The following is a 23,493-nucleotide window of genomic DNA, read 5'->3' as shown; positions in this document are numbered from 1 at the left end:
TCCTGTTTCCTTTATTCCTGTTCTAAAGAATTATCAACGGGAATATTGAAACCAAATATACTGTACTTACCATACTCACTTTTAACCCAGACCTCACCTTTGTGAAGTTCCACCAGTTCCCTGACAAGGGACAGGCCCAAACCTGTGCCTTTATGTTTTTTCGTAGAAAGTTCACCAACCTGAGAAAATGGTTTGAACAGGTTTCCAATATCCTCCTCTTTTATTCCGATACCATCGTCTTCAACTTCAAGCTGAACTATTTTGTCATCCATATCGCATCTGACAATGATGGTCCCGTCATCATTGGAGAATTTAGCTGCATTTCCAACAAGATTATAAAGTATCTGTTTAAGTTTGCCCAGATCGCCCTTCACTATACCAACATTTGGCGTAATAATGGTATTTATCGATATATTTCTTACAGATGTTGATGGACGCATAGCTTCCACCACCTCATTGATGACCGAGGGAAGCAGAATAGGTTCATATTGAAGCTCCATCTTTCCGGCCTCTGCTTTTGATATATCAAGTATATCGTTTATGATACCAAGCAAATGTTGTCCGCTTGTTGATATGTTATTTGCATATCTCTTGTGATCATCACTAAGACAACCGGAATGGTCATTTGCAAGGATATCAGAGAATCCGATTATAGAATTAAGTGGTGTTCTGAGTTCATGGCTCATGCTCGCCAGGAATTTGCTTTTAGCATTACTGGAAGCCTCTGCTATTATTTTAGCTTCATTCAGATCATGTTCCATTTGCTTCCTTTCGGTCAGATCTATCTCCATGGAAAATATCTCAAGCAAGTCATCTGAAGCAGGAACTGTTGAGTAGCTGGAGAATACCGGCAGCTTTCTACCATCCTTTGCTAAGAAAATAGACTCAGATGCCTGTTTATATTCCCTGTTATTCTGCATTGAAGAGAGAATGTTCTCAAAATTATCTCTGCTTTCCTCTGGAACTATAAGATCGAACATCTTTTGTCCCATGACCTCGTCTTTTTTATAGCCATACATCTTCTCACTGGCAAGATTCCAGTAATGCACACTACCGTCCAGGTCAAAACCCTGGACAGCAACATCTGGAACAGTATCAATAAAATTCTGGAACTTCATCTCATACATTATGAGCTGTTTTTCCTGTTCTTCCACTGTCCTTAAGAGAGCAACTTGTTTGTTGAGTACCATATAGATGATATTGGCCATCAAAAGTATCAGAACAAATGTAAGTGTCTTAATGAATGTCACATCGCCTAAAACAAGACCATTAATGAGAATACTATCAAGCCATTTCCCAACATATGACCAGGCATTATAAAGTACTGCAAAAAATATAAAAATAGTAGTGATCGTTACTGAATAAGGTTTTTTGAACCAGCCTCTTATCATAAGAGGATCCATGTCATCAGCATCACTTTTCATATTATATACCCTGGTCAGGAATGATATAGTACTTGCAGATCGATCAATAATAATTTGACCACAATCAGTATTATAAGTTAATTAATAATAACGACTATATTATATAAAATAAATGATATATCCTTCATACTTACATACCTATAAGCAAGAAATGAAGAGATATCTATCTATCTTATTCACGAAACGAAAGAACAATAGAGGATATAATGCCTGATCTAGAGTCCTATTCTGCATATATGAACATATTTTTATTCCTCATACTGCTGAACTCACTTCTGTCAAGATTTGCAGTGATAAATTCTCCAGTGTCATTGGCACCTGGAGTCTCTGGCATGTACTTTGCAGTGGCATTTATGATAGTGTTCACTCTATGGTACGGAATATGGGGTGCCTTATCGGCATACTTTGGATGTATGATCGGAGCAGGTATACTTGCAGATATGCCTTTTTCCCTGAATGTCATATGGTCGCTTGCAGACCTGTGGCAGGTGCTCATACCACTGGCTGCTTTTTCCTATTTCAATGTCAACATCAGATTGCGAACAAAAAAAGATATTACAATATTCATCCTCTTTGCCGTTCTTATCAACAATCTGACAGGTGCTACCTGGGGCGCATTGATGCTGATACTTACCGGGGTAGCTGAATGGGATACATTCAGTATTACATTTCAAGGATGGTTCGTTGGTAATTTTATAACCTCATTGCTTATCGTTCCATTGTTACTCCGATATGTAACTCCTTATATCCAGCAGACGGAATCATACGTTAAGGGTTATTGGTTCTGACAAAGATCCAGATACATATAAAAAAGAGATCAATATTTAAAATTATCATAATACGTATCCTTATAGCCACCATATAGAATAGTTGATACGGTCCCGGAGCTCTCGACAATTGTTATCCCGACGATAGCTATTATCGGATTGGCACTCTTGTTCAGGCAGAAAAATAATGCTAAAGTAAAGGGCAAAACCCTTTGCTTATCTTTTAAAGATGAAACATCAAGATCATTTAATTCTTGTGTTGCACTTGCTTGATATCAAACCGATATCAGAACTATAGCTATCATAGAAGCCATCACTCCTGCCCATTGACGTATAGCTAGCTGCTCCTTTAACAAAATACATGCCAGCAATACCGTTACTACAGGGCTCAGTGATGAAAGTATCGTGGCAATGTCCAGTCTTCCGGCCCCGGATGCCAGAGCGAACAGAACAGCACCTCCGGTATTGAATATTCCAGCAAGGATCGCCAGTGCAATAGAACCAGTGCCAGGTCTGCTAATCTTCTTTTTGGACATAATGAATCCCGTAAGCAGGATCATCGCAGGGATCCTTGAAACCGTTAGCGGCCAGTATATAGCATTTGAGCTGAAGTTATCAATGGATATAAAGAACAGACCATATAACATTCCTGCCAGCAACGGATATTCCAGATCCTTTGCCTTAAGACCTGATCCGGTGTTCCTGCGAACTATCGACCATATACCAACAAGCGCAAAGATAAAGCCCAGTATCTTGAACAGTGACGGTATCCCTTCATTCAATGCTGAATACATAACAGGTATGATCACACCTATCACTGCAGCCAGAGTGGCAGTTATACTGATCATCCCTCTGGACATACCCTGGTATAGTGCTATCAGGCCTGCAGCCCCAAAGAAACCTGCAAGAGCACCCCACATAAGATCGACCATCGGTGGCAGGCTCTCGGAGAATACAAGTGCAAGTAAAGGGAATATGATCAGACCTGTGATCTGTGTCACCAGGACCACGATATAAGCACCGGTCCGTCTGGATGCATACCCTCCGGCAAAGTCCCCTGCACCCCATGATAATGCGGAGCTTATACCAAAAAGAATAGCAAGTGTTTCGATTGGTATCATATTATGTCCTGCTGATCATCAAGATCATCTACTTTTGGATATGCTGGTCAGTATCAGCTTTCATGGATATACTAAAAGATCTAATGTGCTGATACTGCATATAGTCTTCCTGTATGACCTGTGAACTTATAGATATAGTTAATTTTTGATCTGCAGACAAATTCTGAGATCATTACCGATCTCACTGATCAGGCAAAAAGAATGAAATGAAGATATTTCATTTGAGCTACCAGTGATCTCTTTGCATTTATTCTTCTGATAAGGAAATATATCTGAGAATTTTATGACGTATATAGTATATAATAGTAGACTTATATACATGTAACAATTAAACAGTACTTATTATAGTGTAGCTCAAGATCTGTATATCCTTTTATAAAAAAGGAACTCATTGAAAATACTTAGATGGAGAATATATTGTGGGAATGGATGAAGCCGGATATCGGGTACTTTTCAACAATGAGCATCTGGTCATACTCCTGATAGACCCGGACAGCCTGGATATCATTGAAGCAAACAATGCTGCTTGTAACTTCTATGGATCAAGTGCTGAAGAGTTTACTGGCAGGAAGCTATCCCATATCAGCACACTATCTGAAAAAGGAACAAAATTACAGATAGAGGAAGCAGAGAGTGGGATCAGGGACAAATTCATTTCCAGACACAAACTTGCTAACAATGAGATACATGATGTAGAGCTCAGTATTATCCCTGTCATTTCAGAAAAGACTACCTTGCTTTGTGCCATTGTTCATGAACTCAGTGGAATAAGAATAGCTGAAAAAGAAATGGAGAAATGGAACGAGCAGTATAGAAAGCTTTTCAATGAGATACCGATATCCACCATGATCCACGACAAGGATACTGGTGAGATCATTGATGCTAATCCCGCAGCTTATACTTCTTTTGGCTTTTCCTCACTGGAAGAGTTACAGGCAAACAATATCTGGTCTGATCCACCATATTCTATTGCTGAAGCACAGGAATGGATAGACAAAGCAGTGAATGAAGGCCCACAGGAATTCGAATGGATCCACAAGATGGCAAACGGACAACGTATGTGGTTATATGTCCGGCTGAGTCCTGTTATGATCAATGGCATACAAAGGGTCATGTCAGCATCGGTCAATATAACCGGAAGAAAGGAAGCTGAACATTCTCTGCAGGAAAAGACAAAGGAACTGGAAAAAAGTCATGAGCGTTTCATTATGGCTGTCAGCGGATCCCAGGATGGGATATGGGACTGGGACCTGATAACTAATGAAGTATTCCTGTCTTCCAGATGGAAGGAAATAATAGGCTTTGCTGATCACGAGCTTCAGAACTCTTTCTCTACCTTTGAGGAGAGACTCCATCCAGATGATAAAAAAAGAGTTATAGATCAGCTTGAGAAATACCTGAAAGGGGAGCTACCTGAATACAAAATAGAATTCCGTTTGAAACATAAAGATGGGAATTATGTATGGATACTTGCCAGAGGTACAGCCCAGAGAGATGAGAATGGTGCCCCTTACAGACTGTCAGGTTCTCACACTGATATCACTGAGCAGAAAAGATCAGAAGGAACACTGAAACAGGCAGAAGAGAAATACAGACAGGCATACAAGCTATTGCAGGAAGTTATTGAAAGTCCTAAAGATGTGATCATATTCGCTCTTGACAGGAATTACCGGTATATTGCTTACAATATGAACCATCAGAGAACGATGGAAAAATTATGGGGAGCCAGAATAGATATCGGCACAAATATGCTTGACCAGATAAAAGACCCTGAAGATGTAGAAAAAGCTAAAGGGAATTTTGACAGGGTACTTGCAGGTGAAGCTTTCACTATTATTGAAGAGTACGGAGATTCTTTTTCAGAAAGACACTGGTATGAGAACGTATATAGTCCTCTTAAAGATGAAGATGGAAAGGTGATCGGGCTTACTCTGTTCTTAACAGATATCACAGAGCGCAAGATGTCTGTTGTGGAATTACTGAGGAAAGAGATGCAACTTCGCACAGCACAAAGTGTAGGAAGTGTAGGAAGCTGGGAATTTGACTTCAATTCCCGTAAGGTCGATGCATCAGAGGAAGCAAGAAGGATCTACGGAATTGAAGATAATGAACACACGGTAGACACTATACAAAATATACCACTGCCTGAGTATAGGGAAATGCTGAAAAATGCAATGGCAGACCTTCTTCAAAAGAATATACCCTACAAAGTTGAATTCAAGATCAAAAGACCTGATGACGGTGAGATCCGCTACATCCATTCCGTTGCAGAATATTTTGCTGAAAGGAATGTGGTCATCGGGACGATCCAGGATATCACAGAAAGGAAGATAGCTGAGGAACGGATCGCAGAAGAGATGATGAGCAGGCGTCTCCTTATTGAGAATTCCAGTGATGGAATAGTGATCCATGATATGGATGGAAAAGTACTGGAAGCGAATAAGAAGTATGCTGCTATGGTAGGATATCCGCCTGATGAAGTTCCGGGGATGCATATATGGGAATGGGATGCGAAATGGACGCGTGAAGAGCTTCTTCGCCTGATCAGAGATTATGACGATAAAGACGGTTTTGTGGAAACAAAGATCAGGCAGAAGGACGGGACTTTAATTGATGTTGAGATCAGTTCCAGCAGGGGAGTTATACATGGGAAAATGCTGGTGTTCTCTGTGTGCAGAGATATCACTGAAAGAAAACATGCCGAGTTGACACTTCTTCGGGCCAAGGCCCTGGCCGAGGAATCAAATCAGATCAAGTCGGAGTTCATTGCAAATATGAGCCACGAACTACGCACTCCGCTAAATTCGGTCATTGGTTTTTCCCAGATCCTTATGGAAAAAACATATGGGAACCTGAATAATAAGCAGATGAAACACATCTCGAATATACTGAAGAGCGGAAATCACCTGCTTGAGCTTATCAACGATATACTCGATATCTCAAAGATAGAATCCGGCAATATGGAATATGAACCGGAGTTGATAGACATACAGGAAGTGATGAATGAGATCATATCACTGATGGACCCTCTTATCAAAGAGAAGCGGATCGGACTTGAGGTCAATATCAATTTGAGCGATCCTGAGATCATAGCGGATAAGATGAAGATCAGACAGATCATTTATAATCTTCTCAGTAATGCTATCAAGTTCACACCTGAAAATGGTAAAGTATGGTTCAATTCCAGAATAACAGATGGAGACCTGCGTACATCTGTATCCGATACTGGCATCGGTATTCCCATGGAACAACAGAAAGCTATATTCGACCCGTTCAAACAGGTCAGTTCGTTCACAACCCGGGATCACGGCGGAACCGGACTTGGACTTGCGATCGTTAAGTACTATGTAGAAATGCATTCCGGTGAGATCGATGTTGAAAGTGAAGTAGGGAAAGGAAGTACCTTCACTTTTACGATACCGGTTAGAAAGTAGTGATATTAAGTGATAGGATCATCTTAAGAACTCTAATATACTCTTTTTCAATAAAAATTGAAATACTTAAATAGTAGAAAATAATAATATTTGATAGTATTGGAGATCTACTTGATCAGTTCCCGATCCAGCTTCTTTGTATCTGCATAACAGAGAACAGCTTAATAGACCGTGATCAGAGAATCGTTCTGACCGACATGCAATATCATAAGATAAGGAAAGTATCTGCCAGAGTGAGATCAAAACAACGATAATTGAATTTGCAATTAAGGTGAATTCCAATGACAAGAACAGAGTCCTCTGAAATGAATAGCTGGCCTTTAACAGATGGAGATTACGTTATAGGTGACCCGGGATCTTCCGTTGCTGTTGTGACACTATCCTCTGATCACCAGACACTTGGTCTACAGAACTATGCAATATGTGGTACATGTTTTACAGAGAATTTCGGGATACAGAAAGTTATCGTTAATGTACTTTCAAATCCCAATATCAGTTGCCTGATACTTTGTGGTAAAGAAAGCAAGCATTTTGCGGGTCAATCTATTCTAACACTTGTAGAGAACGGGGTTTCGACCATGGGCGGCTATAAAAAGATAATAGGATCAATGGGAGTGATCCCTTATCTGGATGAGATATCTATGACTGCGATAAACCGCTTTCTTCGAGAGATCGAGGTTATAGATCTTATAGATACCACAGACCATGGAACGATCCAGAACAAAATAGATTCCTGCAGCCATAAAGAACGAAAAGAAGCAGCAAACCATATAATGCCGGTGATCGATGAAAATAGCTGGAAAAAGTATGAAAATATAGTTCAGCAAAATACCATGTCTAAAATAAAGAAATAGGATCTGATCATTAAGGATAGCTGCGTAGTTCAGATATGTACATATATCAGACTGAAATGAAATAGAAAACAGGCTCTACAGAGCAAGAATCTATTTTTTATTGCTTGTGACCTGCACGGATGTATGAGATATTGTCTTTCTCCCAGACATCTACCTTATAGCCTGCTTCCAGGAAAAGTGCTTTCCAGTCTTCAGGATACCTTTGTACATCATGGTAGTGATCGATGGGCTCTACTGCAACTACTTCACCAGATGGCTTTAGAACTCTTTTGATATCTATCAATGCTCCTGGTATGTCATCAAGGTGATGCAGCATAAAGAAGCAGGCTACTGTATCAAAGTACCCTTCTTCAAAAGGTAGCTCGTACGTGTTGGCTACAACAAATTTTGTATTAGTTACGCCTTCAATTTTTGCATTGAATTTGCATTGATCTATGGCACTATCAAGCACGTCTATCCCATATACTAAGGCATCTGGCTTTGCTTGTGCTATCATTATTGCAAGAGTTCCCAGACCACAGCCAACGTCAAGTATATTCTTTCCATCCATTAGTGAAAGAACATCACTGAATGACTTCATTTTCCTTGGTTCCATATAACCTTGAGGGAACTGTGCTTCCTGGATCTGATCAAAATATGTGTATGGTAAAATATGATAGATGCTGGCACCATTTTCAGCCATCAGACCCCTTATATAATGCATATTCCCTTCCTTTTGGATGTAACTCACAACAGAAGCTCCCATACCTGCACAGAACCTTTTGTTTAGTTCTTCTTTGCTTTGTGGAAACTGTATTTTAAGCGGGTCATGTATTACTATATAATGCGAGTGTTCCTCTGTGAAAATCTCATCTTCTGTACCTGTGATCTCAATACCACTTATTGCCTGTCTCCATAAAGGCAACATCTTCAAGTTATCTTCTGAAGTATGGTTATGAACTTTTCCTATGATTTCCATTTGATCCACCTTTAAGCATTGTTATAGTAGCCTAGTTTTTTTCTCATTTCAAATCTTGCAATAAATACTGTGGAAATTAGTCCGGCGATCAATATGACATATCCTGCATCATAAAATATTTGTGAAACACCGTAATGACTCATTATATATCCATTAAATATTGTTCCTGATGCACCACCCACAAACATGTTAAATGAAGCCAATGACATAGCAGTGCCTCGCATCATGTGTAATTTTTCCTGAGCTGTGGCTACTAGTGTTGATTGCATGAAAATGAAAGCCATTCCAAAACCAATTAATCCGATACCTAAGATCCAAATGTTGGTATATGCTGACATTGCAAATAAGGATATGAATCCAATGATGCCTGCACTTACAAGATAAGCATGATTTAGCATTGATCTAACCTTTGGCGCAATCCTGCCACCAATCACAGTTCCAACACCAAATAATGATAATATCATTCCCACTTGTAATATGTTATATCCTGTTACTGACTGGAGCAGTTTTCCTGAATATGTAAAACTTCCAAATACTGAGAATCCGACGAAAAACATTACCAGTACTAATCTCATAAACCTATAGTTTGTTAGAGGTGTTTTGTAAGCACTGATAAGATCGAATTTGTCTACGATGCCTTCATCTTTTTCAAGAACTCTTAGCATAATTAATGCCATTATTAATTCTGCGACTCCGTATGTGATATACACTAATCTCCATGAGCCAAGATATGCTAATGCTCCGCCTATCGCTGTTGCAGCGGCGCCACCAAAGAACATAAGCCCCATTACTTTTCCAAGAGCTTTATGCCTGTTTTTATTATCAAATGACTGTCCGACCAGTGCCAGCGTTACAGGTAAAATTCCTGCCCCAAAAGCTCCGTTTACTGCCCTGAAAAAAATTAGAGATGGAAGATTAAAAGCAAATCCTCCGAGTATGCTAAATATTGCAGTTCCAATTGCAGCTATATTGATTATCTTTGCTTTTCCAAACCTGTCTGAGAGTGGACCAAACAATAGAGTGAATAGTCCAAATGAAAGCATATAAGCTGTAACAGATAAAGCAGCAGCACTTATTGTTATGTTCAGATCTTTTGATATGTTTATCAATAATGGTGCAGCGGCATAATTATCTCCATTTGCAAGAAACGCCATTATCCCCAAAATTAAAATTATTTTATTTTTTTCATCCATCATTTTTCGCCTGCCCTTTTCACGATCTTGCTTACTTGTTTATATTTGGTGATTTTAGAATAGTTTCAAATAATGTTGAAATACTATTTATAGATTGGTATTTCAAATATGATTGAAATACCTATATATATCAGAATCAAGTAGTATTTATTAGCAAAACTGGAGGCAAATTACATGAGTGAAGTTACGATCAATTCGAACATTTGCGGATTTGTGCATACGGTAAGTGGGGAAGTAAAAGGAAAAGACATTATCATCGACATCGAAACAGATTGCGAGAAGATCAAGAAAATATCACATATGGAAATACCCATGGACCAGACGCTTGACATCAAGGACAATTATGTCATAGCAAAGGCTCAGGAAGTAAATTGTTCAGCTAACTGTCTTGTACCCTGTGGCATATTACACGTATGCAGATTTGAAATGGGAATGCTATCTGAGTCCCTGGCCAAGAAGTCAGGTAGTATCAGTATTGAATTCAAATGAACTATTTTTTAAGCATAGAAAAGCTCAAAATGAGTTTGGGGAGGTAGCTGTACATGAAAATGCCAGAACATGTATCCAAAGAAATAGAAATGATAGGAGGTATAGATAAAATAATTGAAAAACTGCCTGATGAAAGTCAGATCAGCAGACAAAGCCAGATATATGTTGCATTATCCTCTTCTCTCCGACTAAAAATATTGAACCTTCTTTCGATACAACCACTTTGTGTATGCGTTATTCAAAAAATAACTAAAACCTCTCCCTCAAAACTTTCTTATCATCTTTCTGTGCTTGCTGATAACAATCTGATAGAAGGAAATAGAGATGCTTCGTGGATCACATACAGACTTACAGATTTGGGTAAAAAATATGTATTCTAATAATGTTGAGTGATATCCTATTTATAAATGATCTTAAGTTCATATCCTCTGCCTTTTCATATAGCACTCAAACCGAGTACATGCGCTATATTGTGCATTGTAACGATTACGATTAAAAAGTAGTAACTCTATAAAAACAAACTGCAAGAGAAATAGATAAGTATGGTGGGCCCGATGAGATTCGAACTCATGACCCCCGCCGTGTAAAGGCGATGTCATAACCGGCTAGACCACGGGCCCACATTGTTTGCGAATAAAGTTGTTCGGTGGCGCTTTCGCCCACGAGCAACCCCTAAATGTAACTAGTTGTATATAACCTTTATTGATGGATGAGGGGATAAATGCATCAAACTTGCAGATATCTAAGGAAAATCCATCAAAAATATCAAAATATACAGTGATCACATAGCTTAGTTTAAAAATGAAGGGATGCATTCACTCATGATCAGTGCCGCAAGTGGCAGGTTTGGGATAACCTGAGGACTTGCCCGTCATTTCACTGATATCTATCCTGATGATCGCAACCTTGTTCAAGATGGCATCCTCGTAGCAGAGATCATTTTCTCCGGCATACTTTTCCATCAGAAGGTTGAGGGCTCTGGTCTTATCCTCCCCGGCCGTTACAAAAGAAGCTGTCCCACGACCAATTATACTGTAGTACTTCATACTCCAGCCACAACTTGTAGGTGCAGGCGTAACCTCGGCCTTATATTCCATCTCAAAACAGACACATGGGTTCTCACTGAGGATATCCATTTTCTTTCCTTTCTGAGCAGCATGAAGATAAAGAGCATTATCACGGTATGCAAAGTTCATCGGCACCACATAAGGAACATTGTCCTTGCACATGGCTATCCTGCATATCACGGCCTCATTGAGGATCGTCTTCATTAGATCCTCATCCAGTATCTGCTTCTCAGGTCTTCTCATAATATATCTCCCTTCTATCAGGAAAGCTGTGGGAAAGTATCATTGACAATATCCCTCACCTCATCCAGCCATTCTTCCCGCTCTTCCGAAGAACTGCCGGCAATGGTCCTGAACATCCTGCGATGGAAAGTGGTCACTCCACAGAAATCAAATACACAATCCTTCCATATCCTCTCAAGCGGGTCACCGAAAACATTGTTCTCTCTTTCCTCTGGTGTATTGGAGGTATTAAGGACAATTGCAGCCTTTGCCTTCAAAAGTCCAATGGGAAGCCCGGAGCCATCATCATCATCCGGGAACATGTACGCCACACCTTCCCTGAGAACACGGTCCAGCCATCCTTTCAGAATAGCCGGTGGCTGTCCCCACCAGTTAGGATGGACGATGATAATTCCATCTGCTTCTCTGATCTCTGCCCAGTGAGTTCTGACAAGAGGATCCTCTGAACGATCGGCCACTAACTCCTCGCCCCGAAGAAGCGGATCAAAGCCTTCCTTATGAAGATCATGGAAATGGACCTCATGGCCACTGGTAAGCAGAGCCTCCATCACCACATTTGCAATGGCGTGGTTGAAGCTCTTTTCATAAGGATGTCCCAGTATAACAGAAACCTTCACGCAGCATACCCCTTCAAAATAAAATACCCATAGTAATTAAAAAGAAATAAAAAGAAAAATCATTCCGGTCTGATCAGACCAGATAATCCACAACCACTCTATCCTCGTTGATCTTACCAACGAACTCAGCGACCTTCAGGTGTTCAGGATGGTCCTGGTATGTCTTGAGCGCTTCCTCATCCTTGAACTCGGAATAAAGAACTACATCATAGGCAGCGGCTGAGGAATTGACATTAAGCCCCACTTCGATCATCTCGATCTCAGGTATGACATCCTTGAGGGTCTCAAGCATCTCTTTCATAAAAAGAGCATTTTTGATGTTGGTATTTCCTTCAGCATTATCCTTCAATTTCCACATCACTATATGTTTTAACATTGGCTTTCCTCTCATTTCAAATAGTGAGCATGTAACTTATCTTTAACCGTAGGATAGTACATCTTGAAAATAAAAGCTAAAAAGTCCATTGGTGCCTGATATATATAAATAATAACAAAGTGAAATAGGGCAATGTAATGGCTTACGACCAGAGTGATGAAGACGAGGACTACGAGATAGAGGTAGTCGAGGAATACATCGGAGATTACGGAAGTGTCCGCTCCATAGTGCGTGAGGCGTTGCCATTTGAGCTCATGGCCACCATTGGAGGTGTAATCTCAGGACTTATCCTCTCAGGCATGAGCAACGAACTGGAACTGATACCAGGACTTATAGTCATAACACCAGCCGTCCTCGGTATGCGTGGTAACATATCATGTACACTGGGTTCCCGTCTTGGAAGTGCCATTCACATGGGTCTTATAACCAAGATAGACCGCAATCCAGAGCTTGTGAACAATGTTTCAGGTTCACTTCTTCTCAGTCTTATCATGTCCTTTATACTTGGTATTGCAGGACATTTCATAACAATTGCACTTGGTATGCAAAGTGCAGGTGCATTGACCCTTACATTAATAGCAGTTCTGGCAGGCGTATCCTCAGGGATCATCCTGTCATTTGTAGCAGTACTTCTGGCACTTGGTATGTTCCGTTTCGGGTTCGACCCGGATAATGTAGTTACACCTGCCATTGCCACCATCGGCGACATCGTATCGATGATAATGCTCTTCCTGGCAGCAAAGGTGGTGCTTCTGATATGAGCTACTACACCGTACGCGGGATAGTCAACAGAGGATTCCCGATACTCCTTGTCACATCGATAATAGGCATATTCTCTGGCCAGATACTCAATATAGAGATCGAGAAACTGGTCTCTATGCCCATAATACTCGTACTTATACCTGCGCTCATCAAGATCGGTGGTGATACGGGAAGCATGCTTGGAGCAAGACTTTCCTCATCCTTCCATATGGGTCTTGGTAGCCACCTTCACAGGAACCCGGTCGTCCGTAACAGTGTCTATGCAGCCCTTATCGTGGGCCTCACTGCCTGCATGTTCGTTGCTATAACGGTATGGATAACCGGAATTATCTTTGACATGGGAATACCATTCTTCAAGCTTTTTGCACTCTGCATGATAGCTGGCTCATTTGAGCTCATGGTGGTATTTTCGGCAACCATAGCCATCGCGTTTGCATCTCACAGGTTCGGAGTGGACCCGGATGATACAGTGATACCACTTATCGCCACATTCGGTGATCTGATCGGTGTCAGTGGTATATTCATGACAATGCATCTCCTGAACCTAGTCTAAACTATAATATATTTAAAAACCAAATACAGAATAAGAACACATTGAACGGTAGAAATCTATGAGTCCCAAGGAAATAAGATATATTCCACGAAATCTCAAGGATCTGTTGATCGAGATGAAGGATACATCCGAACTCATGGTAGATCTGGCATATTCGGCTATGGTCTATGATGATGAGGATATTGCTGAAGAGGTGATCCGTCTTGAAGAGAAGATGGATACACTTGACTACCACATGAAGATCGCTGCCATGCTCAGCACAAGACGTGTTGAGGAAGCCGAGGAAATGTCCGGTGTGCTTCAGGTTGCCCGTGCATCAGAGAATATAGCAAACGCTGCAGGCGACATTGCCAAGATCGTGCTGATGGACATGGGCATCCCGATGGAATTGAAGCTCGCAATGCGAGAGGCCGATGAGACCATCACAAGAGCAACTATCAGTGAGGACTCGGAAATTGCAGGAAGGAACCTCGAGGACATTGAGTTCGATACAGAGGCAGGCATGTGGATCATCGCCATCCGCAGAAATGATGAGTGGATATACGACCCAAGCCATGAGACCCGTTTAAGACCTGACGATGTACTCTTTGCACGTGGTCATGATGAAGGTGTTACCCTTTTCATGGAACTTGTGACCAATCACAAATATGTTCCCCGGGAAGTACAGCATGAGAGATTCCTTATCGACCTTGAGAGAGCTGTTGATATAATCGTCGAGATGAAGAACATGGGAGAGCTTTCCGTAGGACTTGCATATTCTGCCCTGCTTTTCAACAATGAGGATATCGCATACGAGGTCAGGGCACTTGAAGTAGAGATGGACTCCATGAAGCATGAGCTCCAGCACTGGGTACTTGAGACTGCAAAGCATGTGCCTGACGTTAATATCCTGCGTGGACTTCTTCAGCTTGCAAACTCTGCAGAAGCCATCTCAGATGCAGCATACACAATTGCAGATACTGTTCTCAGGGACATCGACCTGCACCCTATAATCACAATTGCTGTGAGAGAATCCGACGAGGTAATTACCAAACTGGTAGTTCAGGATTGTTCACCAATAATCGAGAAGACATTCGGTCAGCTTAAACTTGAAACAGAGACCGGTGTTCACGTAATGGCCATCAAGAGAGATGACAGATGGGTCTACAGACCAAATAAAAGAACAATAATACATGCAGGGGACATCCTCATAGCCAGAGGATCACACACTGGAGAAGAAGCATTGTTCGAGATGTGTGCCTGTCCACTTGATGGAAAAAATGATTCCTGATCTTTCGATCAGGATATTATTTCTACGGAACCGTCCTTCTTACCTATGTAGACCTCGTCTGCATTGGTAAAGATGCCGTGTTCCACAAGTCCTGCGATCTGTGAGAGAACAGCAGAAATTACTACAGGGTTCTCAATTACACCAAGACTTGCATCGATAATGAAGTTACCATTGTCGGATATTACCGGACCGTCCTTCCTTGATGCAAGACGAAGTTCCGGAGTACCACCGATCCTTTTTATCTGCTGGGAAACGTACTCCTTTGCATATGGAAGTACTTCCAGAGGCACATAGTGGTTGAGCTGGTCACTTACCTTTGATTCATCAGCCACAACAACAAAGCGCTCAGCGGAGCGTGAAACCACCTTTTCACGAGTGTGTGCTGCACCGCCGCCTTTGATAACGTTCATACCGGAATCGATCTGGTCTGCACCATCGATGGCAATATCAAGGTTTGGATGCTCTGCAAGTGAAGTAAGGGTGATACCTGCCTGGATAGCAAGCATCTCTGACTGGTAGGATGTTACTACCGCAATGATGTCAAGACCTTCATCTACACGTCTTCCGAGCTCTGCTATTGTGTAAGCTGTGGTGGAGCCGGTACCAAGACCAACTACCATACCATCCTGAACAAGGTCTGCTGCAGCGATACCTGCAGCTTTCTTCTCAGGACTCTCTCCTGCTGGATTTCTTTCTTTCATAAAGACCCATCCTGTACTTGTATTATGGTGAAAGTCTGCGCCTGTCCCTTGGGAAGAGCACAACATCACGGATGTTATCGACACCCAGCATTGTCATAACAAGTCTCTCGCAACCGATACCCCATCCTGAATGTGGCGGCATACCGTATCTGAAAGCCTTGAGGTAGAACTCGAATCCTTCTGGGTCAAGACCCTGTGACTCGATCCTCTCGACAAGGAGCTCAGGGATGTGTATACGCTGTGCACCTGATGAAAGTTCCATTGTCCTGTGCATCATGTCGAATCCCTTGGACAGGATCGGATTGTCCTCATAAGGCATTGCGTAGAAAGGCTTTATCTCGGTTGGCCAGTCGATGATAAAGTAGTGTGATTCACCGGTTTCCTTGAAGACATGCTCACCAATGGTGTGCTCTGCAGCAGTACCAAGGTCATCTCCCCAGTTGAGCATCTCGTCAGTGTTCGCGTTGACGATCTCAATAGCCTCATCGTAGGTTACTCTCTTGAATGGAACTGCTGGTACCTTTAACTCTACACCAAGAACTGCAAGAGAGTCTGATGCATTCTCAATTACCTGTTCATAGATGTAAGCTACCATGTTCTCAAGTACTTCCATTACATCGAAGTGGTCACAGAAACTTGCCTCGATATCAATGGATGTTGCCTCGTTAAGGTGTCTGCGGGTGTCGTGTTCCTCTGCCCTGAAGATAGGACCGATCTCGAATACCCTGTCAAGTCCACCTGACATAAGGATCTGCTTGAAGAGCTGAGGACTCTGGTTGAGGAATGCTTCCCTGTCGAAGTATGTGATCGGGAAAAGTGATGTTCCACCTTCTGTTGCTGTTGCTACGACCTTTGGACTTGATGTCTCGATGAAACCGTTGTCTGTAAGGTAGCCCCTTACTGCTTTGAGGACCTCATGTCTTATCCTGAAGATAGATGTGGTTCTCTCACGTCTGAGGTCGATGAACCTTGAATCAAGACGTGTGTCAAGTTCAGCTTCTACCTTTCCGGTGGTGTCCATTGGAAGTGGTGAGTCTGCCTCGTTAAGGACTGTGATCTCATCAGGGATGAGCTCATAACCATTTGGAGCCTTACCTTCAGGTTTTACACTGCCGGTAATTGAAACCACGGATTCCCTGACAAGTTTCCTTGCCTGCTCCAGAAGTTCCGGGTCTGTCTTCTTCTTTACGAGTGTGATCTGAGCCCTTCCTTCACGGTCCCTGAGCACAACAAAACAAATTCCACCAAGGTCACGGACCTCGTGAACCCATCCTGCAACGGTAACCTTCTGGTCACCCAGTTCCTCGGGGTTGATCTGTGACGTGTAATGCGTCCTGAGATTTGCTAATGACATATATTCACCTGAGTATTGTATTAATATAATAGACTGATTTGCTTCAATACCTAATTTATTCGTAATAAAGGTTTTCGAATTGGTGATTAGTAAAATGTTTTACTATTAAAAATGTAAAGACAATTAACTATTAAATGAATCCAAGACTTTGCTTAAATTTAGTTGAACCTTTTTCTATGTATTAATTCATACCTTAGTCTTATATTAAAACAAAACACGAATGGAATTATTTCTTGAAATAGTAAAATCACACCATAGTTACCTATATAGATTAAACATATATTCATTTTAGCTCATGGCCATAATGCATATATAGTTAATAAAAGAATTATACAATGTCACATTGAAATAATGTGAGGTGGGGTCCAATCTATTTTTGCAGAGTAGGCTTGAACCCCGAAATGCCCAAAGGCAGGGTTATAATTGACTTTGTGACGTTTAAGGTTTACGTAATCTTGCCTCTGGAGTTTTATATGAGGTAATAAACGATGAACAAAACTAAAGCGCTTATAATCAGTGCACTGTTTACAACAATGTTGCTTTATATTTGCAACTGTGCCAACAATGGGTGCACAGTCAGATACAAAATATGAAGTAACTATAAAAGAAGCATATAGACATGCAAATGTATATATGGTTAATTCGATGACAAAAAACATGCCGGGACTTGAAACATGGAATGAATCTTCTATTAATCCATGTCCACTTGAACTTTACGACATAAATGGCGATTTATTATATTATGAATTTTCTGTAGAAAAAGAAGATAAAGTAATAGGTCGGATAAAAGTCGGCGCAAACAAGCTTCTTGGTTACTCAGTTAAAACATTTGAATTTGGGATGCGTTCATGGGACCCTAAAATGGTAATGCAAAAATCGGTAGAGGTTGCAAATAATAAATATAGTGATGGAGAAATACTATCTACTAAAATGGTTGTATATAGCTATCCTAGCATAGGGTCAATGACAATAATAAGGGATAAAAAGACAGGAGAAGAAAAAAGGATATTTGTAGATGCATATACTCTTGAAATTATACCTGACAAAACTGCGGATGACGGCGAAATTGGTGTATGGTCATTTTATGAGAAAATCTCTGATAAGAAGGCAAACGAGAATTTAGCTAAATGGACAGAAAGTGAAGATTTTGTTAGTTCTGTTGAGAAAAGTACTGAAGACGTCGGGTTGGATATCTACACACCACTCACCAACGAAATGCTTAGTCAACTAAGGGAAAAATCAGCAATAATTACATCTACTAAAGGCAACTTAATTCTAAATGTGCCATTATACGCACAATCAAAGTCTTATTACTGTGCTCCTGCATCCGCTCAGATGATTGCTAAATTTTATGGAGTAACACATACTCAGAACTATATTTATGGCCTGATGAATGACGGAAGTGGAGGCGCATGCACCAATACTGAACAATTGAACTATTACCAGGCATCGAACGGACTAAATAAACCAAATTCTTATCTGGACAATACTCCAACTTATTCGGAGGCAAAAACGAAAATATCTCAATCCAACCCTCTAAAAAGTGGAGTAACTGACCATGCTCGTGTCTGTAGAGGGTATTATGATTCCTATGGGGTATCTGGTCAAAATGCACTGTACATTAATGACCCTGCAAATGGTGGTAGCACATACTGGGAAGAATGGGATGATATTGTCCACACAAATTACATATATGTATTGTAGATGATTAATATTAATCATCTTTTTTTGAAGGTATGAGTATGATGCTAAAAAATCACGTACACTTTATTATATTTGCATTGTTGTTCTTGATTTTAGGTGTATTATTTATTAATTCTACAATTAACAATACAGATTCAGTTCAGGGAACATATCCAAAAATTGAAAATGATTCTGTTTTCCCCGATGAATTGAACAACTCTGAGACTTTTAATGGAGATGGTCGAGAAATTGCAGGACTGTACGTTGGATTCAAAGAAGGAATGAACGAGACACAAGCCGTTACAATCCCTGAGAACTACAGCCTTATTAAGAGTTACAGAATAATATGCAACCTTGACTATCATCTGGCTGAGCGTTACTACATAATGGTAGAAAACAACAAAAAATCGGCTGTAAAAACCGAGTTGATGAATGCGGAAAATTGGATTGATTCCGCTGAAGATGTTGAAAAAGGGAATTACTCCATAATCCATGTATGGATACCACTCGCAGAAGACAATGATTTTTTAGAAATATTGGATGAACAGAATCTTCACTTATCTGAATTCTACTGGTGTTACATTTACTTTGATGGAGAGGGAATCGACTATGAAACTGCAAAACGCATACAGGAAGAGATGGAAGATAATGAGAACGTGTTGGTAGTGTATTTTGATGAGGCGGAGGGATAAAAGGCGGAATTGCTCACTCTAATTATTTTCCATCACTAGGACAAGCTCTTGCATAAATATCTATAAGAAATTTACTTTTTATTTTTAAAATAGAGAAGGAAGTATTAATACATGAATAAAATACGTGTTGTTATCCTTATAGTTTCATTGGCATTAATAGGAATCACACAAGCAAGTGCATTTGATGCTATCTCTAGGTACTGAAGCTGAATTTTTTGAAAGAATTACTACCTTATCACAATATGGGATTGAAAACTGCACTAATCCTGAAAGTCCCATATATGACGCATCGGTTGTGAAAGCATATGGAAATGTTCCTGTTATAGATAATGCAAGCCAGCTAAATGAATTTGCAGACAAATTGAAACACGTCAGAGAAAGCTCATGGGAAGAAATTGATTTTTATCCTAATGGGTCTATTGTCCGATATGGCTCAGACACTTCAAGAGGTTATTTCCTAATAGAGTTATATGATGACAGGGGAGGAAATTATTCTGAAGAAGATACTAGAGAGATTTACGATATCGTAGAAAAATACGCAATGAAAGATGGAGTTGAAGATATTCCTGTTGTTTTTACACTAACAAAAGAAAAAGATATTATAGGTTTTGTGGAGTATCCCGTTTATAGATATGATGTTAACAATATGACAGTAGGAATCTCAAGAATAAACAATTCTATGAATAATACAAATAGCACAAGTCTCCATAACAGTCAAAGTATACCTTTATCAGGAGTTCTAACCAGTCTTCTTATTATTGTACTTGCATATACAATAATTAAAAAGGAATAGGGCGCATTGTAAGTAAGGTTAACAGAATACTACATATATCCCGAGTTGCTTCGATTGATACTAAAAAGCAGAAAGGAATTGATATTCAATGGGTCATTGAATATCCTTATTCATATTTTATATTAATACAAAATGTGTAACTACTAAATGCCGTTGAATGTCTTATTCAAGGCTCCTCTCATTGATCTCGCACCTGATATCCTGTTTAAGGATATCAACTGCATCATCATAATCCTGTATCTGACCAAGGGTCCACATCATCTTAACAAGTGCAACCTCAGGAAGCATATCCTCGCCTTCGATGGCTCCGGCTTTTAAGATGTCCCTGCCTGTGTCATAGACCCTGTCACAGATCCTGCCGTTGAGACACTGAGATGTAACGATGACCGGGATCTTCTGTGATGTGGCTCTCTCTATCTGTGGTATCCAGTCAGTGGATACGTGACCGAGACCTGTTCCTTCTATGACGATGCCTTTGTAACCTGCATCGATGAAATATCCGAGTATGTCAGAACTTGAACCAGGAGTGAACTTCACAAGGGCACATTTTGGCTCCAGTGAAGCCATGAGTGACAGTTCCTTTTCATTCCTCTTTGTGTAGGAAAGACCCGTTGATATTTCCCCGGTGGAATAGTCCACATAACCTATTGGCTCTGAATTGATGGACCTGAAAGCATCCCTTCTGGATGTGTGCATCTTGCGGACCTTGGTGGCACGGTGGATGGAACACTTATCATCTGATGATTCACTGTGCATGACAACAGTCACTTCAGCAATATCACTTACAGCAACCTTTGCAGCGCAGATAGCGTTCATGGCATTGTCACTGCTCGGCCTGTCAGCACTCCTCTGTGAACCTACGAAAACAATAGGCACAGGAGTATCGATCATAAAGGACAATGCAGCAGCAGAGTACATCATGGTGTCAGTACCATGAGCAACGATGATACCATCGGCACCATTTTTGATCTCTTCAACAACAGCCTTTGCAAGTTCCTGCCAGTAGTCTGCCTTCATGTTCTCGGAAAGGATGTTATAGATGGCCTTTCCACTGAAATTAGCGATCTCAGTAAGCTCAGGGATCGCCTGCAGGATATCATCCGCTGAGAACTGGGAAGTTACAGCACCGGTCCTGTAATCGATCTTACTTGCAATGGTCCCTCCTGTTGAGAGAATGGATACCTTTGGAAGACCCTTCTTTGGCTCCACTTCAGCCTTTCCAGCTGCCTTGGTAGAAGCTTCCATATCCTGTTTCTTCTGCACGACTGTAACAGTGGCACCCTCAGGGTCTATCCCTGCATTGTATCCACTTACCATCTTTATGATTATATGACCGGTCGTGCTTGGCATGGCGATACCTTCGTACTCCACACCTGCTTTCTCGACCTTTACTCTGTCACCTTCTTCGAAGTCCATGATCATCCCTTGATTGTTATAAGAATTATAGTATTATATGTATCTGACAGACCTGATAACTTTCAGGCCTTTGTTCCGGTATAGTCTTCAACGACACTGTAAAGCACCTTCAGTGAATCCTCGATGCCCTTGTTCAGAACGGATATCTCCGCCTTTGTGCTCTCAAGCTCTTCCATACGTGCCTTGATAGCCCTTTCCATCTCGGTTGGAGCAGGACCACCTGTGATATTCCTTCTGCTGACATTCAGTACCGGATCTAGAGCTTCCTTTACCATCTCTGCTGTAAGTCCGCGTCCATTCAGGGTCTCGCCGATAACATCCTTTGCCACCGCATCTATTTCCTCGAGTGTTGGGTTACCATCGCCACGTGCCAGCACACCAACTATCTGGTGAGCTGTCCTGAACGGAATTCCTCCCGCCCTTACCATAGTATCTGCTATCTCAGTTGCTGTTGTGAAACCAAGAACAGACTTCTCAGCCATGCTTTCAGTGTTCACCTTCATGGTAGCGATCATACCCTTTGTGATACGCACGGCACTTCTGGTCGTCTCCACAGCACGCCACATGTTAGGTGTCGCTTCCTGAAGGTCACGGTTGTAGCTAAGTGGAAGTGCCTTACATAAAGAGAGCAAAGCCATGAGTGAACCGATCACAGTACCTGCCTTACCTCTTACAAGTTCAGCAGAATCAGGGTTCTTTTTCTGTGGCATGATGGATGATGTGGAAGCATACATATCATCAAGTTCAACGAAAGAGAATTCGGAACTTGACCAGATGATGATCTCCTCTGCCATCTTACTAAGATTGACCATTATATTGGACATAGAAGATGCGGATTCTATCAGGAAATCACGGGTGCTTACAGCATCCATAGAATTACCCAGCATGTCATCAAAACCAAGAAGTGTACGTGTCCTCTCACGGTTAAGATCAAAACCTGTGGAAGCAAAGGCTGCAGAACCCAACGGACATTTGTTCACCCTTGAGAACGCACTTACGATACGTTCTATATCCCTGCCTATTGCATCGGAATGTGCAACAAGATGATGTGCGAATGTGGTTGGCTGTGCATGCTGCAGATGTGTGAAACCAGGCATCAGTGTCTCAGTGTTCTCTGATGCTCTTCCAAGAAGTGCCTTTCGAAGCTCCAGAAGCTCTTCCATAAGGGAAAGAAGCTCATCTCTCAATCTGATCCTTATACAGGTTGCAACCTCATCATTACGGGAACGACCGGAGTGCATCCTGCCTCCTGTGTCCTCCCCTACTATATCTATAAGCCTTGACTCAAGGGATATGTGAATATCCTCATAACTGTGGTCAAGCTTCTCGATACCCTCTTCCCTTATCTTCAACAATCCTGTAAGGATATTACTGCAATCTTCCTTCTTGATGATACCCTGTTCATGCAGCATGACCGTGTGAGCCATGTCCACCAGGATGTCAGCTTCGAATATCCATTTATCAGCGGACATTGATGATGTGAAATTTATCATATCTTCATCTGGTGTTGAAGATAAGCGGCCTCTACGTAAAATATCGCTCATTTGAACCCTCGTGATAGTAAAAAATGATTTGACTAAATGAATAGTGATACTGGTTTTTAGCGTGCTATTGATCTAAATACTTAAATAAGGATCGGTTTTTAAGAGTTGAAGGAGGATTAAGGCAATTATTGCCACCTAAGAGAAGTTATTTATACTAACTTGAATATAATATTATGCAGAAT

General features: G+C 41.0%; 22 protein-coding genes and 1 tRNA gene. 11 read left to right on the top strand and 12 right to left on the bottom strand.

The window, feature by feature from the left end:
• Window positions 1-11: 11 nt before the first annotated feature.
• Entirely contained in the window at window positions 12-1,424 is a 1,413-nt protein-coding gene (locus BM008_RS02985; RefSeq protein WP_091932968.1) for a PAS domain-containing sensor histidine kinase, read from the bottom strand.
• Between the two features lie 206 nt (window positions 1,425-1,630).
• On the opposite strand from BM008_RS02985, the gene BM008_RS02980 reads away from it, so the two are divergent.
• The gene (locus tag BM008_RS02980) at window positions 1,631-2,212 is read left to right on the top strand and encodes a diguanylate cyclase family protein (RefSeq protein ID WP_091932965.1); all 582 of its coding nucleotides are present in this window, start codon (window positions 1,631-1,633) and stop codon (window positions 2,210-2,212) included.
• Window positions 2,213-2,466: 254 nt separating this feature from the next.
• Here BM008_RS02980 and BM008_RS02975 read toward each other — a convergent pair whose 3' ends face one another.
• The gene (locus tag BM008_RS02975; RefSeq protein ID WP_091932962.1) at window positions 2,467-3,312 is read right to left on the bottom strand and encodes a DMT family transporter; all 846 of its coding nucleotides are present in this window, start codon (window positions 3,310-3,312) and stop codon (window positions 2,467-2,469) included.
• Between the two features lie 425 nt (window positions 3,313-3,737).
• Here BM008_RS02975 and BM008_RS02970 point away from each other — a divergent pair, with 425 nt between their 5' ends.
• On the top strand, window positions 3,738-6,746 hold the full coding sequence (locus BM008_RS02970; protein WP_245747903.1) for a PAS domain S-box protein: 3,009 nt from the start codon (window positions 3,738-3,740) through the stop codon (window positions 6,744-6,746).
• Window positions 6,747-7,027: 281 nt separating this feature from the next.
• On the top strand, window positions 7,028-7,600 hold the full coding sequence (locus BM008_RS02965) for a tetrahydromethanopterin S-methyltransferase subunit A (protein ID WP_091932957.1): 573 nt from the start codon (window positions 7,028-7,030) through the stop codon (window positions 7,598-7,600).
• A gap of 97 nt (window positions 7,601-7,697) precedes the next feature.
• Here BM008_RS02965 and BM008_RS02960 read toward each other — a convergent pair whose 3' ends face one another.
• Window positions 7,698-8,558, bottom strand: coding sequence for a class I SAM-dependent methyltransferase (locus tag BM008_RS02960; protein WP_091932954.1), 861 nt, complete (start codon window positions 8,556-8,558; stop codon window positions 7,698-7,700).
• 11 nt (window positions 8,559-8,569) lie between these two features.
• On the bottom strand, window positions 8,570-9,754 hold the full coding sequence (locus BM008_RS02955; protein ID WP_218146681.1) for an MFS transporter: 1,185 nt from the start codon (window positions 9,752-9,754) through the stop codon (window positions 8,570-8,572).
• Window positions 9,755-9,925: 171 nt separating this feature from the next.
• Between BM008_RS02955 and BM008_RS02950 the strand changes: the two genes are divergently transcribed.
• Both BM008_RS02950 and BM008_RS02945 read left to right on the top strand, forming a co-directional pair.
• Window positions 9,926-10,240 carry a DUF6951 family protein gene (locus BM008_RS02950; RefSeq protein ID WP_091932950.1) on the top strand — a complete coding sequence of 105 codons (315 nt, stop codon included), beginning with the start codon at window positions 9,926-9,928 and terminating at the stop codon, window positions 10,238-10,240.
• A 53-nt stretch (window positions 10,241-10,293) separates the two neighbouring features.
• Complete coding sequence (locus tag BM008_RS02945; protein ID WP_091932947.1) at window positions 10,294-10,620, top strand: ArsR/SmtB family transcription factor; 327 nt, start codon at window positions 10,294-10,296, stop codon at window positions 10,618-10,620.
• A gap of 163 nt (window positions 10,621-10,783) precedes the next feature.
• Here the strand turns inward: BM008_RS02945 and BM008_RS02940 are convergent.
• From BM008_RS02940 to BM008_RS02925, 4 genes are all read right to left on the bottom strand, one after another.
• Window positions 10,784-10,860: transfer RNA gene (locus BM008_RS02940), tRNA-Val, on the bottom strand.
• Window positions 10,861-11,055: 195 nt separating this feature from the next.
• The gene (locus BM008_RS02935; RefSeq protein WP_091932945.1) at window positions 11,056-11,550 is read right to left on the bottom strand and encodes a pyridoxamine 5'-phosphate oxidase family protein; all 495 of its coding nucleotides are present in this window, start codon (window positions 11,548-11,550) and stop codon (window positions 11,056-11,058) included.
• Window positions 11,551-11,567: 17 nt separating this feature from the next.
• Complete coding sequence (locus BM008_RS02930) at window positions 11,568-12,167, bottom strand: NAD(P)H-dependent oxidoreductase (protein ID WP_091932942.1); 600 nt, start codon at window positions 12,165-12,167, stop codon at window positions 11,568-11,570.
• Window positions 12,168-12,240: 73 nt separating this feature from the next.
• The gene (locus BM008_RS02925; protein ID WP_091932939.1) at window positions 12,241-12,543 is read right to left on the bottom strand and encodes a Dabb family protein; all 303 of its coding nucleotides are present in this window, start codon (window positions 12,541-12,543) and stop codon (window positions 12,241-12,243) included.
• A gap of 137 nt (window positions 12,544-12,680) precedes the next feature.
• Here BM008_RS02925 and BM008_RS02920 point away from each other — a divergent pair, with 137 nt between their 5' ends.
• From BM008_RS02920 to BM008_RS02910, 3 genes are read left to right on the top strand one after another with little or no spacing between them, the layout of a single operon-like run.
• Window positions 12,681-13,304: a magnesium transporter gene (locus tag BM008_RS02920; RefSeq protein ID WP_091932936.1), complete on the top strand. Its 624-nt coding sequence runs from the start codon at window positions 12,681-12,683 to the stop codon at window positions 13,302-13,304.
• Window positions 13,301-13,858 carry a magnesium transporter gene (locus BM008_RS02915; protein WP_177187939.1) on the top strand — a complete coding sequence of 186 codons (558 nt, stop codon included), beginning with the start codon at window positions 13,301-13,303 and terminating at the stop codon, window positions 13,856-13,858. The genes BM008_RS02920 and BM008_RS02915 overlap by 4 nt, the downstream gene beginning before the upstream one ends.
• A 58-nt stretch (window positions 13,859-13,916) precedes the next feature.
• Complete coding sequence (locus BM008_RS02910; RefSeq protein ID WP_091932932.1) at window positions 13,917-15,128, top strand: potassium channel family protein; 1,212 nt, start codon at window positions 13,917-13,919, stop codon at window positions 15,126-15,128.
• A gap of 8 nt (window positions 15,129-15,136) precedes the next feature.
• Here the strand turns inward: BM008_RS02910 and rpiA are convergent, their stop codons facing one another.
• Together rpiA and aspS are read right to left on the bottom strand one after the other, a co-directional pair.
• On the bottom strand, window positions 15,137-15,829 hold the full coding sequence (gene rpiA, locus BM008_RS02905; protein WP_091932929.1) for a ribose-5-phosphate isomerase RpiA: 693 nt from the start codon (window positions 15,827-15,829) through the stop codon (window positions 15,137-15,139).
• 22 nt (window positions 15,830-15,851) lie between these two features.
• The gene (aspS, locus tag BM008_RS02900) at window positions 15,852-17,183 is read right to left on the bottom strand and encodes an aspartate--tRNA(Asn) ligase (RefSeq protein WP_091932926.1); all 1,332 of its coding nucleotides are present in this window, start codon (window positions 17,181-17,183) and stop codon (window positions 15,852-15,854) included.
• A 564-nt stretch (window positions 17,184-17,747) separates the two neighbouring features.
• On the opposite strand from aspS, the gene BM008_RS02895 reads away from it, so the two are divergent.
• The 3 genes from BM008_RS02895 to BM008_RS02885 all read left to right on the top strand — a co-directional run bounded on the left by BM008_RS02895 (window position 17,748) and on the right by BM008_RS02885 (window position 20,351).
• Window positions 17,748-18,887, top strand: coding sequence for a C39 family peptidase (locus BM008_RS02895; RefSeq protein WP_091932923.1), 1,140 nt, complete (start codon window positions 17,748-17,750; stop codon window positions 18,885-18,887).
• Window positions 18,888-18,925: 38 nt separating this feature from the next.
• Window positions 18,926-19,558, top strand: a complete 633-nt coding sequence (locus BM008_RS02890) for a UPF0228 family protein (RefSeq protein WP_177187938.1) — start codon at window positions 18,926-18,928, stop codon at window positions 19,556-19,558.
• Window positions 19,559-19,742: 184 nt separating this feature from the next.
• Window positions 19,743-20,351 (top strand): hypothetical protein, encoded by a 609-nt coding sequence (locus BM008_RS02885; RefSeq protein ID WP_091932917.1) that lies wholly within the window; start codon window positions 19,743-19,745, stop codon window positions 20,349-20,351.
• A 162-nt stretch (window positions 20,352-20,513) separates the two neighbouring features.
• Here the strand turns inward: BM008_RS02885 and gatD are convergent, their stop codons facing one another.
• Window positions 20,514-21,767 carry a Glu-tRNA(Gln) amidotransferase subunit GatD gene (gatD, locus tag BM008_RS02880; RefSeq protein ID WP_091932914.1) on the bottom strand — a complete coding sequence of 418 codons (1,254 nt, stop codon included), beginning with the start codon at window positions 21,765-21,767 and terminating at the stop codon, window positions 20,514-20,516.
• A gap of 62 nt (window positions 21,768-21,829) precedes the next feature.
• Window positions 21,830-23,311: an argininosuccinate lyase gene (gene argH, locus BM008_RS02875; protein WP_091932912.1), complete on the bottom strand. Its 1,482-nt coding sequence runs from the start codon at window positions 23,309-23,311 to the stop codon at window positions 21,830-21,832.
• Window positions 23,312-23,493 lie beyond the last annotated feature (182 nt).

Source organism: Methanolobus profundi, from assembly GCF_900114835.1.
Taxonomy (GTDB): domain Archaea; phylum Halobacteriota; class Methanosarcinia; order Methanosarcinales; family Methanosarcinaceae; genus Methanolobus; species Methanolobus profundi.
Note: the sequence above shows the minus strand (reverse complement) of the source record. Positions and strands in the feature narration are given on the sequence as shown.

Excerpts from the sequence above, each read along its gene's own strand:
- gatD (WP_091932914.1), bottom strand. The coding sequence starts at position 21,767 with ATGGACTTCGAAGAAGGTGACAGAGTAAAGGTCGAGAAAGCAGGTGTG.
- rpiA (WP_091932929.1), bottom strand. The coding sequence starts at position 15,829 with ATGAAAGAAAGAAATCCAGCAGGAGAGAGTCCTGAGAAGAAAGCTGCA.
- BM008_RS02980 (WP_091932965.1), top strand. The coding sequence starts at position 1,631 with ATGCCTGATCTAGAGTCCTATTCTGCATATATGAACATATTTTTATTC.
- BM008_RS02970 (WP_245747903.1), top strand. The coding sequence starts at position 3,738 with ATGGATGAAGCCGGATATCGGGTACTTTTCAACAATGAGCATCTGGTC.
- BM008_RS02955 (WP_218146681.1), bottom strand. The coding sequence starts at position 9,754 with ATGATGGATGAAAAAAATAAAATAATTTTAATTTTGGGGATAATGGCG.
- aspS (WP_091932926.1), bottom strand. The coding sequence starts at position 17,183 with ATGTCATTAGCAAATCTCAGGACGCATTACACGTCACAGATCAACCCC.
- BM008_RS02890 (WP_177187938.1), top strand. The coding sequence starts at position 18,926 with ATGATGCTAAAAAATCACGTACACTTTATTATATTTGCATTGTTGTTC.
- BM008_RS02960 (WP_091932954.1), bottom strand. The coding sequence starts at position 8,558 with ATGGAAATCATAGGAAAAGTTCATAACCATACTTCAGAAGATAACTTG.
- BM008_RS02950 (WP_091932950.1), top strand. The coding sequence starts at position 9,926 with ATGAGTGAAGTTACGATCAATTCGAACATTTGCGGATTTGTGCATACG.
- argH (WP_091932912.1), bottom strand. The coding sequence starts at position 23,311 with ATGAGCGATATTTTACGTAGAGGCCGCTTATCTTCAACACCAGATGAA.
- BM008_RS02915 (WP_177187939.1), top strand. The coding sequence starts at position 13,301 with ATGAGCTACTACACCGTACGCGGGATAGTCAACAGAGGATTCCCGATA.
- BM008_RS02925 (WP_091932939.1), bottom strand. The coding sequence starts at position 12,543 with ATGTTAAAACATATAGTGATGTGGAAATTGAAGGATAATGCTGAAGGA.
- BM008_RS02985 (WP_091932968.1), bottom strand. The coding sequence starts at position 1,424 with ATGAAAAGTGATGCTGATGACATGGATCCTCTTATGATAAGAGGCTGG.
- BM008_RS02965 (WP_091932957.1), top strand. The coding sequence starts at position 7,028 with ATGACAAGAACAGAGTCCTCTGAAATGAATAGCTGGCCTTTAACAGAT.
- BM008_RS02910 (WP_091932932.1), top strand. The coding sequence starts at position 13,917 with ATGAGTCCCAAGGAAATAAGATATATTCCACGAAATCTCAAGGATCTG.
- BM008_RS02935 (WP_091932945.1), bottom strand. The coding sequence starts at position 11,550 with ATGAGAAGACCTGAGAAGCAGATACTGGATGAGGATCTAATGAAGACG.
- BM008_RS02920 (WP_091932936.1), top strand. The coding sequence starts at position 12,681 with ATGGCTTACGACCAGAGTGATGAAGACGAGGACTACGAGATAGAGGTA.
- BM008_RS02895 (WP_091932923.1), top strand. The coding sequence starts at position 17,748 with ATGGGTGCACAGTCAGATACAAAATATGAAGTAACTATAAAAGAAGCA.
- BM008_RS02975 (WP_091932962.1), bottom strand. The coding sequence starts at position 3,312 with ATGATACCAATCGAAACACTTGCTATTCTTTTTGGTATAAGCTCCGCA.
- BM008_RS02885 (WP_091932917.1), top strand. The coding sequence starts at position 19,743 with ATGCTATCTCTAGGTACTGAAGCTGAATTTTTTGAAAGAATTACTACC.
- BM008_RS02945 (WP_091932947.1), top strand. The coding sequence starts at position 10,294 with ATGAAAATGCCAGAACATGTATCCAAAGAAATAGAAATGATAGGAGGT.